Origin of the sequence: Paenibacillus assamensis DSM 18201, assembly GCF_000422445.1 — a bacterium.
In the GTDB taxonomy this organism is placed as follows: domain Bacteria; phylum Bacillota; class Bacilli; order Paenibacillales; family Paenibacillaceae; genus Paenibacillus_B; species Paenibacillus_B assamensis.
In genome coordinates this window covers 215879-231262 of sequence record NZ_KE383837.1, presented here as the reverse complement: position 1 = coordinate 231262, position 15384 = coordinate 215879, and the positions used below count along the sequence as shown (strand labels likewise).

Annotated in this window: 18 protein-coding genes; all 18 read left to right on the top strand. The window is 43.3% G+C overall.

Features of this window, described 5'->3' with window-relative positions; genetic code table 11:
• The first annotated feature begins 28 nt into the window (after nt 1-28).
• The 18 genes from H580_RS0115330 (at nt 29) to rseP (ending at nt 15364) form a co-directional block, all read left to right on the top strand.
• Nucleotides 29-2122, top strand: coding sequence for a chemotaxis protein CheA (locus H580_RS0115330; RefSeq protein ID WP_028595558.1), 2094 nt, complete (start codon nt 29-31; stop codon nt 2120-2122).
• A gap of 16 nt (nt 2123-2138) precedes the next feature.
• Nucleotides 2139-2600: a chemotaxis protein CheW gene (locus H580_RS0115325; protein ID WP_028595557.1), complete on the top strand. Its 462-nt coding sequence runs from the start codon at nt 2139-2141 to the stop codon at nt 2598-2600.
• Between the two features lie 4 nt (nt 2601-2604).
• Nucleotides 2605-3225 (top strand): chemotaxis protein CheC, encoded by a 621-nt coding sequence (locus H580_RS0115320; RefSeq protein WP_028595556.1) that lies wholly within the window; start codon nt 2605-2607, stop codon nt 3223-3225.
• On the top strand, nt 3222-3716 hold the full coding sequence (locus H580_RS0115315; protein ID WP_028595555.1) for a chemotaxis protein CheD: 495 nt from the start codon (nt 3222-3224) through the stop codon (nt 3714-3716). Before H580_RS0115320 ends, H580_RS0115315 begins: the two co-directional genes overlap by 4 nt.
• Before the next feature lies 1 nt (nt 3717).
• Nucleotides 3718-4158: a hypothetical protein gene (locus H580_RS0115310; protein ID WP_028595554.1), complete on the top strand. Its 441-nt coding sequence runs from the start codon at nt 3718-3720 to the stop codon at nt 4156-4158.
• A gap of 9 nt (nt 4159-4167) precedes the next feature.
• On the top strand, nt 4168-4959 hold the full coding sequence (locus H580_RS0115305) for a FliA/WhiG family RNA polymerase sigma factor (RefSeq protein ID WP_225445422.1): 792 nt from the start codon (nt 4168-4170) through the stop codon (nt 4957-4959).
• Nucleotides 4960-5045: 86 nt separating this feature from the next.
• Complete coding sequence (locus H580_RS0115300) at nt 5046-6449, top strand: flagellar assembly protein A (protein ID WP_028595552.1); 1404 nt, start codon at nt 5046-5048, stop codon at nt 6447-6449.
• Nucleotides 6450-6473: 24 nt separating this feature from the next.
• The gene (locus H580_RS0115295; RefSeq protein ID WP_028595551.1) at nt 6474-6800 is read left to right on the top strand and encodes a hypothetical protein; all 327 of its coding nucleotides are present in this window, start codon (nt 6474-6476) and stop codon (nt 6798-6800) included.
• 83 nt (nt 6801-6883) lie between these two features.
• Nucleotides 6884-7483: a response regulator transcription factor gene (locus tag H580_RS0115290; RefSeq protein ID WP_028595550.1), complete on the top strand. Its 600-nt coding sequence runs from the start codon at nt 6884-6886 to the stop codon at nt 7481-7483.
• Nucleotides 7476-8000, top strand: a complete 525-nt coding sequence (locus tag H580_RS24445) for a hypothetical protein (RefSeq protein WP_036605357.1) — start codon at nt 7476-7478, stop codon at nt 7998-8000. The genes H580_RS0115290 and H580_RS24445 overlap by 8 nt, the downstream gene beginning before the upstream one ends.
• A gap of 194 nt (nt 8001-8194) precedes the next feature.
• Nucleotides 8195-8893: a 30S ribosomal protein S2 gene (gene rpsB, locus H580_RS0115280; RefSeq protein ID WP_028595549.1), complete on the top strand. Its 699-nt coding sequence runs from the start codon at nt 8195-8197 to the stop codon at nt 8891-8893.
• Between the two features lie 128 nt (nt 8894-9021).
• Nucleotides 9022-9672 carry a translation elongation factor Ts gene (tsf, locus tag H580_RS0115275; protein WP_028595548.1) on the top strand — a complete coding sequence of 217 codons (651 nt, stop codon included), beginning with the start codon at nt 9022-9024 and terminating at the stop codon, nt 9670-9672.
• Nucleotides 9673-9791: 119 nt separating this feature from the next.
• Nucleotides 9792-10520 (top strand): UMP kinase, encoded by a 729-nt coding sequence (gene pyrH / locus H580_RS0115270; RefSeq protein WP_028595547.1) that lies wholly within the window; start codon nt 9792-9794, stop codon nt 10518-10520.
• Nucleotides 10520-11074 (top strand): ribosome recycling factor, encoded by a 555-nt coding sequence (gene frr, locus H580_RS0115265; protein ID WP_028595546.1) that lies wholly within the window; start codon nt 10520-10522, stop codon nt 11072-11074. The genes pyrH and frr overlap by 1 nt, the downstream gene beginning before the upstream one ends.
• A 122-nt stretch (nt 11075-11196) precedes the next feature.
• A complete protein-coding gene (locus H580_RS0115260) occupies nt 11197-11967 on the top strand; it encodes an undecaprenyl pyrophosphate synthase (protein WP_028595545.1) in 771 nt (256 codons plus the stop codon).
• 18 nt (nt 11968-11985) lie between these two features.
• On the top strand, nt 11986-12780 hold the full coding sequence (locus H580_RS0115255) for a phosphatidate cytidylyltransferase (RefSeq protein ID WP_028595544.1): 795 nt from the start codon (nt 11986-11988) through the stop codon (nt 12778-12780).
• A gap of 53 nt (nt 12781-12833) precedes the next feature.
• Nucleotides 12834-13985: a 1-deoxy-D-xylulose-5-phosphate reductoisomerase gene (locus tag H580_RS0115250; protein WP_028595543.1), complete on the top strand. Its 1152-nt coding sequence runs from the start codon at nt 12834-12836 to the stop codon at nt 13983-13985.
• 104 nt (nt 13986-14089) lie between these two features.
• Nucleotides 14090-15364, top strand: coding sequence for an RIP metalloprotease RseP (rseP, locus tag H580_RS0115245; protein WP_028595542.1), 1275 nt, complete (start codon nt 14090-14092; stop codon nt 15362-15364).
• Nucleotides 15365-15384: the final 20 nt, after the last annotated feature.

Genomic DNA, 15384 nt, shown 5'->3' with positions numbered 1-15384 from the left:
ATGGAGACGAGGAAAGGGGTGTTTCAACATGGATTTGAATCAATATTTATCCATGTTTTTGGATGAAGCGAACGACCATTTGCAAGCACTTAACGAACATATGCTGGAGCTTGAAAACTCTCCAGATGATGTAGGGATTGTACAAGTTATTTTCCGTTCGGCTCATACACTTAAAGGTATGTCCGCTACGATGGGATACGAAGACTTAGCATCACTAACGCATGAGATGGAGAATGTATTAGATCTCGTTCGAAACCATCAGCTTAAGATGGACGAAATGATTTTTGATACTTTATTCAAAAGTTTAGATGCGTTAGAGACGATGGTTGCCGATATTGCAAATGGAGGAACAGGTAAATCTGATGTTACTTCTATTGTAGCTTCGCTCAAGTCGATTGTAAGCGGAGACTATAAAAAAGAGCAATCAGGCGCAGCTGTTGAAGCTAGTGAGAATGAAGACAAGCATGCCGAAGATCAAATTGATGAGTTCCAACGTTCTATTTTAGAGCAGTCAATAGAAGCGGGTATGCACGTTTTATACATAAAAGTTACACTGCAACAAACTTGTGTGCTGAAAGCTGCTCGTGCGTATATGATTTTCCAAGCGCTGGGTAGCCATGGTGAAGTTGTGAAGACCACACCTCCTGCTCATGAGATTGAACAGGAAAATTTCGACACCGGCTTCTCTATTTTCTTTGTGTCAGGCTCTGGTGTCGAGCAAGTAAAGAAAGATATTGCTTCTATTTCCGAGGTAGAATCAGTTGAAATCCAGTTGCTCACGATTGAAGATGTGAAGAACTGGAATGACATGAAAGATGCTGAGTCGCAAGCGAAGCAAGAAGTAGCTGCAGCGTCGGCTGAAGTTGCGGCAAACAGTGCCGTAGCAGAAAGCCCTGCTGATAAGTCCACAGATGAACAGAAGGCTAATCGTTCGACTCAGTCGGGTAGCAGTGGGAATAAAGCTGTACAAAATCGTACCATTCGTGTAGATATTGAGCGTTTAGATGTGTTGATGAACTTGCTCAGTGAAATGCTTATCGATCGTGCGCGCTTGGAGGATCTTGCAGTAGACATTAAACGTACGGATCTAACAGAGACGGTCGAGCATCTTGCTCGCATAAGCACTGACTTGCAAAGTATCGTATTGAAGCTGCGTATGGTTCCGATTGATGTTGTATTTAACCGCTTCCCACGTATGATTCGTGACTTAGCACGCTCATTGAACAAAAAGGTAGACTTTGTCATTACAGGAGCGGATACAGAGCTGGATCGTACAGTGATTGATGAGATTGGAGATCCGCTTGTTCACTTGCTTCGTAATGCTATCGACCATGGTATCGAATCCATTCAAGATCGTGTGGCAGCTGGAAAGCCAGAAACAGGAACTTTGAATTTACGTGCCTATCATAGCGGAAATCACGTGTTTATTGAGATTCAAGAAGATGGTAAAGGTATAAACCGTGAAGCCGTTCTGAAGAAAGCAATCAATAACGGGTTAATTGATGCAGATAAAGCAGCGAACATGACAGATGAACAGGTGTACCAGCTTCTGTTTGCCTCTGGGTTTAGTACAGCAGAGCAAGTTTCAGATATTTCAGGACGTGGTGTAGGACTAGATGTTGTAAAAACTAAAATTACTTCACTCGGTGGACATGTTGTTGTGCAGTCCAAGCCGGGTCAAGGAACAACGTTTATTGTTCAGCTTCCATTGACGCTGTCTATCTTGTCGGCAATGCTGTTCCGTCTAGGTGATGAGAAGTATGCGATTCCATTAACTTCTATTGTTGAGACAGGATTAGTTCGTAAAGAAGAGATAAGACGCGTGCATGGCGGGATGCGCATGATTGATTATCGTCAAGGTGTCATTCCTTTATTGTCTTTGAGCTCTATGTTTGGTTGTTCTGGGTATTCTGACTTTGAGGAAGATGAAGTGGAAATTATTATTATCCGTAAAGGTGATAGTGTGGCAGCTCTTGCTGTGGATGACTTTATTGGACAAAGTGAGATTGTACTTAAACCACTTGGAAACTATTTAAAATCTGTACAGGGCATTTCTGGTGCAACGATATTAGGAGATGGCCAAGTCGCACTTATCGTAGATCCTAACGCACTACTCAAATAAGCAAGGAGGAATCATGATGGCAGAAGAGATAAAAGTAGTCGTCTTTAAGCTAGCACACGAAGAGTATGGTATAGAGGTAGAGAAAGTAAAAACAATTGAGCGGATGATGCCGATTACACGTGTTCCGAAAACATTCACCTTTATCAAGGGTGTTGTTAACTTGCGAGGCGTAGTTGTCCCAGTTATGGATTTGCGTGGTCGCTTTGGTCTTCCCGAAGCAGATTACGATGATCAGACTCGTATCATTATTGTGAACTCACATGAAATGGAAGTCGGATTTATTGTAGACGGTGCAAGTGATGTCATCGATATGAATGCAGAGCAGATTGAGGCTCCACCAGAAGTAGTTGGCGGGGTAAAAGCGAAATATTTGCGCGGCGTAGCCAAAATTAACGATCAACGTTTGCTCATCATGCTGAATTTGGCTGAAGTGTTGAATCGAGATGAAATTATTAAGTTAGAAGAGCTAGAGGCTTAATTACGTGCAACTTTACGAGAGCCTAGGCGAATTTAAGCTGGATGTATTGAAAGAAATCGGGAATATTGGTGCCGGGAACGCCGCCACGGCCCTTTCCCGACTTCTGAATCGTCCAGTAGATATGCAAGTTCCAAAAGTAAGAGTGCTGCCTTTTGAATGCATTGCAGATGAAGTAGGCGGTCCTGAGCAAGTCGTAATTGCCATTTATTTTCGCGTCGAGGGAGAGGTTCCTGGACATCTCTTCTTTATTTTTGAGCAAGAGCCTGCAAAAAGATTGCTTTCTTATCTAGTGAATATGAACGACAACAAGGATTTGGACTTCTGTGATATGGAGATCTCAGCTCTTTCCGAAATCGGAAACATTTTAGCCGGGTCGTATCTATCATCTTTAGCTGACTTTACGAAACTAGCCATGAGTCCGACAGTTCCTCAGCTGGCGATTGACATGGCAGGTGCTGTTCTTAACTATGGACTGATTCAATATGGTGAAATGGGAGATAGCGCATTGCTGATCGATACAAAGTTTCTTGAAGGTTGCGAAGAGATACAAGGAACGTTCTTCCTGATCCCAGATCCAGACTCCTTTTCTAAAATATTTACAGCATTGGGAGTGCCGATCGAATGATAGAAGAGTCCACCGTAGTAAAAGTCGGAATGGCTGATCTTAATGTTTGCCGAGAAGGTTCTTTGCGCACCACGGGACTTGGCTCATGTGTCGGATTGACCTTGTACGATTCCATTAGCAAAGTAACCGGAATGGCCCATGTTATGCTGCCTTCATCTGAAATTGCTAGAGAAGGCAAGCTGAATATGGCCAAATATGCAGATACAGCGATTCCAGAATTAATTCGCCTTATGCAGGAGCAAGGTGCGATCGTCAATAGATTAAAAGCTAAAATGGCTGGTGGGGCTCAAATGTTTGCTTTTTCTTCCAATAACGATATGATGCGGATTGGTCCGAGAAATGTGGAATCCTGCAAGCAAGTTCTCGATCATTTCTCTATTCCCATCATTGGTGAGGATACAGGCGGCAATTATGGCCGTACCATTGAAATTCGCTGTGAGGATGGTATTTTGAATATTCGCAGTGTACAAAAAGGAACGAAGGAAATTTAACATGGCTGGATCATTACGTTGGAATATTGTTGGCGGAATAATAGGCTTCCTTATAACAACCTTTGCTGCTTCGATGACAAATCCTTTGTCAACGAGCATCGTTCGTGGGGTAATCGGTGGTGTAATATGGTTTGGACTAGTCTTCGGGTTTCGTTGGATTGCACAAATGCTGCTGCGGGGAAGTGATCAAGGCGATCATAATGTTCAGGCGATGGAACGTTCATCAGATACGGCACGTGGACAAAATATCGATTACACAACACCAGATGAGCAAAACATTCATGCAATTTTAACATCTTCACCAGTTGAAAGCAGTTCTTCGACGGCACATTCAGACCAAGCTGTGGAGTTTACACCGATGAACCCACCTAAGCTAGTCACTAAGCCGCCGCTTAATGACGAACAATTGGCTCAAGCCGTTCGTCACCTGACACAAAAGTAAGGAGGCTGAATGTCGGTGAGCGTGCAAAAAATAACCCAATGTTCGCATTATGAGTTATGGCAAGCGTGGAAAGAGCGCGATAATGTAGATGCAAAAAAACAGCTCATAGAGTTGTATTTGCCTATTGTGGATTTTGTATCTAATCGAATGGCTGCAGGATTGCCGCGAAGTGTATCTAAAGACGATCTTGCCAGCAATGGGGTAATGGGCTTAATAGATGCTATTGAGAAGTTTGATTACAGCCGCGGGCTTCAGTTTGAAACATATGCATCTTGGAGGGTACGTGGAGCAATCTTGGATGGCCTACGCTCAGGAGATTGGGTTCCCCGCTCTGTTAGAGAAAAGGCTAAAAAGATTGAGGAAGCTTATCAACACCTTGAACAAAAATATTTACGTACGGTAACAGAAGAAGAAGTGAGCGATTATTTAAATATATCTGGACAGGATTTTCATACGATGCTTCAGGATGTTTCTGTCATGTCTCTTTGTTCATTGGAAGACCCGATCCGCGAGGAAGATTCTGAAATGCGAATCTCTTTGTTGGTTGATGAAAAGGCTAAAAATCCTGAGTTTAAAGTGAATGAACATTATTTGCATCAATGCCTTGTTGAAGGAATTGATAGATTGACAGAAAAAGAGCGTACGGTTGTGTCTCTCTTTTATTATGAAGACTTATCTCTAAGTGAAATTGCAGAGGTTATGAGCCTATCACCTTCGCGGATTTCACAATTACACTCGAAAGCTATCATGCGATTGCGTTCGGTACTTGATAAGCATAAGACTATGCTGCTAGAATCGTAGCGTACGTATGTCATTTGGAATATATGTATAGATAAGTTTACATAGGATACAATTAGTTCGCTAAATATATGGAAAGGGGAACGACTATGAGCACCGTGGATATGTTGGCGCAATATATGGACGTGACTTTGTCTGAAGATAAAATGAGCGCATATGTGCATGTTTTGAAGCAGGATGACCCTCTTGAATGTACGGTAGATGATGTAATTATTTATCTCCGGAGTCATCAGGTGAAATACGGCATCAATATGGAAGTGCTTCGCGAGATCGTTTCCCAGCCTGAACTGTATGCAAAAACGTCAACGTTGGTTGCGAGCGGAAAATTGCCGGTTCCAGGAAAAGACGGCAGCATCAGAGTTCTAATTAATGTTGAGGAAGGGGACTCACGTCCCCTGGAGCAAGAAGACGGTTCAGTAAATCTTAAAGAACTCAAACAGCTGCAAAATGTAGCGAAAGGTCAAAGAATAGCCGAGTTGGTCCCACCTCTTGCCGGGATTCCAGGAATGGATGTTACAGGTGAAGTTGTAGATGGGAAAATGGGTAAAGAGGCTCGTTTCAAGATTGGTAAAAACGTTGTTGTCGTTGAAGAGGATTGTGCTATGTATGCCGCAATTGACGGTCTCATAAGCAAGACAGATGGCGACAAGATGAATGTGTTTCCTGTATTTGAGGTCAATGGAGACGTTGATTATCGGACAGGAAACATTGACTTTATCGGAACCGTTGTCATTCGTGGGAACGTGTTGACTGGTTTCAAAGTTAAAGCAGCAGGTGATATTCGTGTCTATGGTGGCGTGGAAGGTGCTGTGCTGGAGTCGCAAGGATCTGTTGAGGTATCAGGCGGTATTATTGCAGGAAATAAGGGGAGTGTTAATGCGAATCACACGATTAAATGCTCTTTTATTCAGGAAGCGAACGTAACTGCTGGATTGGACGTAATAGTATCTCAAAGCATTATGCATGCTCAAGTTAGAGCGGGGCGTGGTGTCTTCTGCAAAGGGATGAAAGGTCTTATCGTTGGCGGACTGATTCAAGCTGGTGAACGGGTGGAAGCTCGCACGATAGGCAATACGATGTCTACAGTAACGACGATCGAAGTTGGAGTACTGCCTGATTTGCGAAACGAGCTGAACCAGTTGCGTGCGAATCTGAAAGTATGCTCAGACAATCTTGAGAAAACAGAGAAAGCATTGCGTATACTTGATCAGCTTGCATCAGTCGGACAGCTAACAGATGAAAAGCTTGTTATGCGCATTAAGCTTAATGCAACAAGGAAGCAAGCTACACAAGAAAAATTAAATATTCGGGACCGAATACTTGAAATTGAAAGAAAGCTTGAGGAAACAAATGTGTCTCTCGTACATGTCACACAAACGATATATGGGGGATCCAAAATCGTTATAGGACGTTATACACGATACGTTAAAGATGCTTGTAAGCGCGCTACATTCCAAATTGTAGATGGGGAAGTTGGCATGTCCTCCATGTAAGCAGCAAACAATTGAGGTGAGGTTATGAATCTAAAACCCGTTGAATTGCAGGTGGCAATACCGCGTACACAAGAAGTGTCAACGATTCAGAACCAGATGCAGCATCGTCCTGGTACTGAGCAATCTATGCTCAATCATCATGCTGCTAAGCAGATTGAAATATCTCGCCAGCGAGGGGAAGAAGTGGATGCAACGGCGGATGGTCGTATTCGTGATGATGGACAAAATGGAGCACATAAAGGGGACGATAAGTCTAGGCAGCAGCGTTCTGCCAGCCAAAGCGAGAATCAGGCTGAAACGATTGCAGCTGAGCACCCTTACAAAGGGAAACATATTGATTTTTCGGTTTGAACACAACGCCGCTGCTCTATGATGAGTTTGCGGCGTTATAGTTATAATAAAGGTATTTTCGGCGGATTTAGAGGAGGACACTAATGGAACAGCCATGGATTTATCTCGTACTATTAGGGGCAGTTATTATGCTCGTTGGCTGGAAAAAACCTGCTCGCAGCAGCGATGAAGCACAGTTCTCCAAAAATGTGGAAGCAACATTGGAACATTTCATTCACGAAGTTGGTGAAGAGAATGAAAAAGTGCTTGCTGTAGTTGAACAGTTGAAGAAAGAAAATGATTTGCGATTTAACGCTGTTCGTCACCGTATGGATGCACTAGAAGCTTCATTGTCTCAGGCTGAAGAGCGTGCATGGCATGCGGAGCAAACACTTGCTCAATTTCGTCGTGAACAAACATCGCTGCCACCTGTGAGTACAACTGAAAATTTGTCTTATACTACAAATGCAGCTATTGATAGTGAACAGGTAGTTTTGGCACCAGAACACGATATGGCAAGTGAACGTGAAGCGAATCAACTCCAAACAGCACATCACTCGATTCGCAGCCGCTATGAACAATTGTTTGCACTTGTAGATGAGGGGAAGTCCAATCAACAGATTGCTGATGAGTTACAAATGAATCGCGGTGAAGTCGAGCTTATCCGCCAGCTGAGTCAACAGGAGAGTGAGCGGCGTGTTTAAGGATCGTACCTTTTTAATCGGTTTAGGAGCAGGTGTCATCATTGGTGCACTATTGCTACAGATTATGTTGGTTGGGCAAACCGTGAGTACAGAATTGACAGAGCAGCAGCTTGTACGAGAAGCGGATCGCCAAGGATATGACCTTGTGCCTAAAGGTCCAGTGCTTCCTTCTGAAAAAAATGCCAATCATTCTGATAAAGGCGAAGCTGCTAACAAATTAACCAGTAAGAACCAAGGAGAGTCCACGAACTCCAATCAAGTCAAGTCTGGTTCTAATGCTGACAAAAACAAAGCAGAGGGTAATACGATAAGTGTGTTCATACCAGCAAAGTCTACTTCCGATGATATTTCCAAATTGTTGGAGACAGCTGGGGTCGTTAAAGATGCTACTGCTTTTCAACAATTTTTGCAGCAGGAGAAAAAGGCTCGAAGTTTGCGTACTGGCAAGTTTCAATTTATACTTCCTATGACAGAGCAAGAAGTATTGAAAACATTATTGAAAGCTCCGAATGGTTAGTTTAAATAGATGATAGATGTAAAGTGAAAATGGTTGCAACGTTATACACAATATGATATATTAATTGACGGTGTTAAAACACACGCCGATTAATTTTGGCAAGGGTGCTTTCTGTCGTGGGAAACTGTGCGGGAAGTCTTGTCAGAAGATGACATTGGCGGAGGAAAACGAACCAATTAGGAGGTGTAGTGAAGATGGCAGTTATCTCCATGAAACAGCTTTTGGAAGCTGGCGTACATTTCGGTCACCAGACTCGTCGCTGGAACCCAAAGATGGACAGATATATCTTCACAGAACGTAACGGTATTTATATCATTGACTTGCAAAAGACAGTGAAAAAAGTCGAGGAAGCTTACAACTTTGTAAAATCCCTTGCAGCTGACGGCGGCACAGTGTTGTTCGTTGGTACTAAGAAACAAGCACAAGATTCCGTTAAAGAAGAAGCGGCTCGTGCTGGTCAATACTTCATCAACCAACGTTGGTTGGGTGGTACATTGACTAACTTCCAAACTATTCAAAAACGTGTTGATCGTTTGAAGAAGCTTGAGGCTATGGAAGAGGACGGTACTTTCGCAGTACTTCCTAAGAAAGAAGTTATCTTGCTCCGCAAGGAGAAAGATCGTCTTGAGAAATTCTTGGGCGGTATCAAGCACATGAAACAATTGCCTAGCGCATTGTTCGTAATCGACCCACGTAAAGAGCGTATTGCTGTTGCAGAAGCTCGCAAATTGGGTATCCCAATCGTAGGTATCGTTGATACTAACTGCGATCCGGATGAAATCGACTACGTTATCCCTGGTAACGACGATGCAATCCGTGCTGTTAAATTGTTGACTGCTAAAATGGCTGATGCAATTATCGAAGCTAACCAAGGCGAAGAAACAACAGCTTAAGCATAAGAATTGGATGAACAAAGGGTGGTTGAAAGGTGATTCACCTCTCGCCGCCCTTTTTTTAAAGGGAATCGAACTCTAGGTCTTCGTTACATAACGAAGCTAATATTGTGTTGGAGGTAACTAACATGGCAGTAAATGCGAGTGCAGTAAAAGAACTACGTGAGAAAACAGGCGCTGGTATGCTTGATTGCAAAAAAGCGTTGGAAGAAGCTAATGGTGATATCGCAAGAGCAAGCGAAATCCTTCGTGAAAAAGGATTGGCTGCTGCAGCTAAAAAAGGCGATCGTATCGCTACAGAGGGTGTAGTACAATCTTACATCCATGCTAACGGTCGTATCGGCGTATTGGTTGAAATCAACTGTGAAACTGATTTCGTTGCAATGACAGATCAGTTCCAAGCTTTCGCAAAAGACATCGCAATGCATATCGCAGCTTCTGCTCCGAAGTTCGTTCGTCGTGAAGAAGTATCTGCTGATGAGATTGAGAAAGAAAGAGAAATCTTGAAAGCTCAAGCACTTAACGAAGGCAAGCCTGAAAAAATCGTTGAGAAAATGGTTGAAGGCCGCATCAGCAAGTACTACGAAGAGTTCTGCTTGATGGAGCAATCCTTCATTAAAGATCCAGACAAAACAATCGAAGATCTTCTTAAAGAAAAAATCGCTACAATCGGCGAAAACATTTCTATCCGTCGCTTCGTTCGTTACGAACTTGGTGAAGGTTTGGAGAAAAAACAAGATAACTTTGTTGAAGAGGTTATGGCACAAGCTAATATGTAATTTTCGTTCGAAAATACATGGCAAGCAAGCCTTAAGGCTATCAACAGGCACGCTGAAAAGTTGGGACACATTGTGTTCCTTCTTTTTTAGCGGTCGTTATGGAAAGTGGAGGGTATACATTGAAGCAACCGGTTTATAAACGCATCGTATTGAAAGTTAGCGGTGAGTCGTTGGCAGGCCAGGCTGGATATGGCATCGAATCGGATATGATCAATTCTATCGCTGAGCAAGTGAAAGAGGTTGTTGAGCTTGGCATAGAAGTAGCTATCGTCTGCGGCGGTGGAAACATTTGGCGTGGAATTGCAGGAAGCGAGAAAGGCATTGATCGTGGCACAGCAGACTATATGGGTATGCTTGCAACTGTAATGAATTCTCTAGCTTTGCAGGATGCATTAGAGCAAATTGGCGTGCCTACACGTGTTCAAACATCGATTGCTATGCAGCAAATTGCTGAGCCGTATATTCGTCGTCGTGCCATTCGTCACTTGGAGAAGGGTCGAGTGGTTATTTTTGCGTCAGGTACAGGAAACCCGTTCTTCTCGACGGATACGACTGCAGCTCTACGTGCTGCGGAGATCGAAGCAGATGTCATCCTAATGGCTAAAAACAAAGTGGATGGCGTATACTCAGCAGATCCATTTAAGGATGCAACAGCAGAAAAATTCGATCAGTTGACTTACTTGGAAGTGTTAAACCGAAATCTTGGTGTTATGGACTCAACAGCTACTTCTCTGTGTATGGACAATGATCTTCAACTTGTTGTGTTTAATATCACAGAAAATGGTAACATTAAGCGAGTCGTGCTCGGTGAGAAGATCGGTACTATTGTAAAAGGGAGTGTAGACTAATGCCGCAAGCAGTTAAGAAAAATGCAGAAGAGCGTATGGAAAAAGCGATTGGTGCACTCAAACGTGAACTGTCATCACTTCGTGCAGGTCGCGCAACTCCAGCTTTGCTTGATCGTATTCAAGTTGAATATTACGGTGCAATGACGCCTGTTAATCAGCTTGCTAACCTCAATACACCAGATGCTCGTACGTTGATGATTCAGCCATGGGATAAATCTTCTATTGGTGCGATTGAGAAAGCAATTTTGAAGTCCGATCTTGGATTAACTCCAGCGAATGATGGACAAATGATTCGTATTACAATTCCTGCTCTAACAGAAGAGCGCCGTTTGGAGCTTGTAAAGCAAACGAAGAAATATGGTGAAGAAGCTAAAGTAGCTGTTCGCAATATTCGTCGTGATGCGAACGATGATATCAAGAAGATGGAGAAGACAGATATTTCTGAAGATGAGTCTCGTCGCCATCAAGATGATGTTCAAAAGCTTACAGACAAGTACATAGTCGAAGTTGACAAAGTACTTGCTGCAAAAGAAAAAGAAATTCTGGAAGTGTAACGTTCTAGACAACAGTGACTTGATACCCCTCCACACGGTGGGGTTTATTGTCTTTTTATTCGAACCCGACAGTCATAAGGGCTTCGACGTCAGTATGTTATCACCGGGTTGGAGGAGACGGAATGATTAAGCGATTCCAAGCGTGGTTGAAGCGACGCGAAACTAGCCATAAGCCTTTGCACGTTTCTAAAGACAATGTCCCAGAACATGTAGCCATTATTATGGATGGCAATGGACGCTGGGCGAAGCGCCGTGGATTGCCTCGCGTTGCTGGCCATCATACCGGCATGAAGGCTGTCAAACATGTTACGATAGCTGCAAATGAGTTGGGTATCAAAGTACTTACGATGTATGCATTTTCAACAGAGAATTGGAAAAGGCCGAAGGATGAAGTTGAGTTTCTAATGAAACTGCCTCAAGAATTTTTGGCCGTTGAACTAGATGAGTTAATCAAAGAAAACGTTCAAGTTCGGATGATGGGACATCGGGAACAGTTGCCTGAACATACACGCAAACCCTTAGAAGAAGCAATTGAACGGACGAAGCACAACACTGGCCTTATTCTTAATTTCGCTTTAAATTATGGCGGACAGCGTGAATTGGTTGAAGGTGTTCGTGAAATCGCAGCTGATGTATTAGCAGGGCGAGTACAAGTGGACCAGATCGATGAGCAGATGATTTCTGCGCATCTTTTAACCAATAATTTGCCTAATCCTGATTTGCTTATTAGGACGAGCGGAGAAATGCGTCTGAGTAACTTTATGTTGTGGCAGTTGGCATATAGTGAATTTTGGTTTACTGATGTGCTATGGCCAGACTTTACTGGGGAACACTTGAAGGAAGCGGTAGCCGAATACCAAAATCGTCATAGGCGGTATGGCGGACTACAATAAGTTGGAGGACGAGTCTATATGAAACAGCGCATCATGACGGGAGTAATCGCCGGATCGTTCTTTGCAGTGCTGGTTTACATTGGTAGCTTACCTTATGAAGGATTGCTTATCGCCCTGGCGTTAATTGGATTTTACGAATATGCTCGAATGCTTCATAAGCAGCCGTTTGATTTGATATCACTCTTAGGATATGGTTTAGTTTTATTGCTAACCGTCCCATGGTCTCGCTGGGGGATCGAACTTACCTGGTCACCGGATATGATTTTGTGGCTGTTTATGTTTATCGCATTATCTATCACGGTCATTAGTAAAAATCGCATTACGATCCAAAATGCTGCTGTCGTATGGTTCGGAGCATTTTATGTTGGTTTTGGATTTAAATATATGATCGTGATTCGAAATGAAATAGAGCACGGATTGTTTTGGACGATACTGCTATTTGCTGCAGTTTGGGCTTCCGATATTGGTGCTTATTTTGTAGGTAAAGCGATAGGCAAGCATAAATTATGGCCGGCTATTAGCCCTAACAAAACAATTGAAGGTGCTCTTGGAGGCGTGCTTGTATCTATAATTGTATGCTTGATTGGTGCTTTCGTGAACCCAGACATGATGTCGATTACGCAAGCAGTAATGGTTGGCTTGACCGTTTCTCTTGCGGGCCAAATGGGTGATTTGATCCAGTCGGCATACAAGCGAGTACAAGGGGTTAAAGATTCTGGGAATTTACTTCCAGGACATGGTGGTGTACTTGATCGTTGTGACAGTTGGTTAATCGTATTCCCATTTGCGTACTTCATAGGTGTTGTTTATTAATAAACAACACAACATCATTTATAACGCGGCAACATAATGAATAGAGGTGTTTCATGAAACGGATCGCTCTACTAGGTTCCACAGGTTCGGTTGGAACTCAAACGTTAGATGTGGTAGCGCAGCACCCTGAGCAATTTCAAATCGAAGCAATGGCTGCTGGGCGGAACATTGATTTGCTATTGCAGCAAGTGAAGCAATTTCGTCCAAAGCTAGTATCGGTACAGGACAAGGCAACTGCTGATGCGATTCGGATTCATCTGCCAGAAGGAACGGCACTGACATATGGTGATGAAGGTCTAATCGAGGTAGCTTCTGTTGCTGAAGCGGACACGGTTGTTACCGCAGTGGTAGGAAGCATCGGATTGAAGTCTACGTTAGCTGCTATTGAACAAGGCAAACAGATCGGTTTGGCTAACAAGGAAACACTTGTCACAGCTGGACATCTTGTCACAGCGGCGGCTCGCAAGCATAATGTAGCTTTGTTACCGATTGACAGTGAACATTCAGCTATATTCCAATGCCTAAACGGAGAATCCATGCGTCATTTGCGCTCGATTACGTTGACAGCATCGGGAGGTAGCTTCCGAGATAAAGGAAGAGAAGAACTTAAAGATGTAACCGTAGAGCAAGCATTGAACCATCCTAACTGGTCTATGGGTGCTAAAATTACAATAGATTCTGCTACAATGGCGAATAAAGGTCTAGAAGTCATTGAGGCACACTGGTTATTCGACATTCCTTATGAGCAAATTCAAGTACTCATTCATCCAGAAAGCATTATTCATTCTTTCGTTGAATATGTCGACGGTTCCGTTATTGCGCAGCTTGGGCTGCCTGACATGCGCGTACCTATCCAATATGCATTGACATATCCCGAACGGCTTGAGCTGAAGGGTCCGTCACTAAGCTTGGCTGAGATTGGAAAGCTTCATTTCCGTGAAATGGACATGGGGCGTTATCCGATGGTTCGTTATGCGTATGAGAGTGGACAAGCAGGCGGTACGGCAACGACCGTGTTTAATGCTGCTAATGAGGTTGCGGTAAGTCGCTTCCTCAAAGGGGAGATTGGTTTTCTGGATATTGAACGCATTGTAGAGAAAGTACTGTCCAATCATCAAGTCCATGCCGAGCCTTCCTTAGCTGAAATTGAAGATGCTGATGGAAGAGCAAGAGCTATTGCGGCTAGCTTGCCTCCAGTCGAATAACTTGCATACCATTCTAGGACAATGGATTCTCTTGTGCGATGATGGAGAATAATGATAATGTATAGGTTATACGCGTCCCGCAACGCTAAAGGAGGATGTTACGCTTGCAAATGGTGCAGATAGTACTGTCTTCAGTACTCGTTTTTTTCATCATCGTAACGATACATGAGTGGGGTCATTTCATATTTGCGAAGCGTGCTGGTATTCTTGTGCGGGAGTTTGCAATTGGTTTTGGACCCAAAATTTTTGCATACAAGAAGGGTGAAACTCGCTATACGCTAAGACTGCTTCCAATTGGAGGTTATGTCCGAATGGCTGGCGAAGATCCCGAAGTTGTAGAAATTCAGCCAGGACAAACGATTGCGATTCGCATCAGTGATGGACAGGTAAAGAAGCTGTATGCTGATCAACTCGATATGAGGAAAAATGTTATTCGAGGTGAGATTGTTAGCATTGATTTAGAGCATAACCTAAATCTTACGCTAGCGGTTGATGGCGAACAGCATACGTATCAGGTACATCCGCAAGCACTTATCGTAGCACGTAATCAGGACACTCAAATTGCTCCCCGCAATCGCCAGTTTGGCGGCAAGACCGTAGGTCAGCGTGCGTTAGCCATTTTTGGCGGACCATTAATGAACTTCATTCTTGCGTTTTTCTTGTTTGCTGCCCATATTTTGATGGTAGGCATCCCATTGGAAAATCCGACTTACGTCAAAGTAGGTAATATCAAAGAAGATATGCCTGCTGCTAAAGCAAATATCCAAGAAGGCGATATCATTGAGAAGATTAATGGCGTCGCAATTGGTGGAAATGCTGAGAAGCTTGTGAAAATGACAGCTGAATCAGAAGGTAAGCCGATGACGTGGAGCGTATTACGAGGAACTGAGCGTTTTGAAGTGACATTGACTCCTGTAAAATTAGAGGGGCATGAGGGTGGAAAAGTCGGTATTTCACCTATTCTTCCAACTCGTTCGCCTTCGTTTACAGAGACGTTCCAGCATGCTGGGACTTCCATGGTTAATATGACGAAGTTAATATTCGATGGTTTCAAACAGTTAATATTCGGGCAATTCAAGCTCGATGACTTAGGTGGACCTGTAAGAACATTCGAAATAACAGGTCAAGTTGCCAAACAAGGAATTGAACAACTTACATTATGGACAGCCATACTAAGTTTGTACTTGGGTATATTCAATCTTCTTCCAATTCCTGCATTGGACGGAAGTCGTCTCGTGTTTATTGGAGTTGAGGCATTGAGAGGCAAGCCAATTGATCCGAACCGTGAAAGTATGGTTCACTTTGTCGGCTTTGCGATGCTTATGATGCTTATACTGGTTGTTACTTATAATGATATATTACGACTATTTAAAAGCTAATATTTGTGACGTCATTGGCG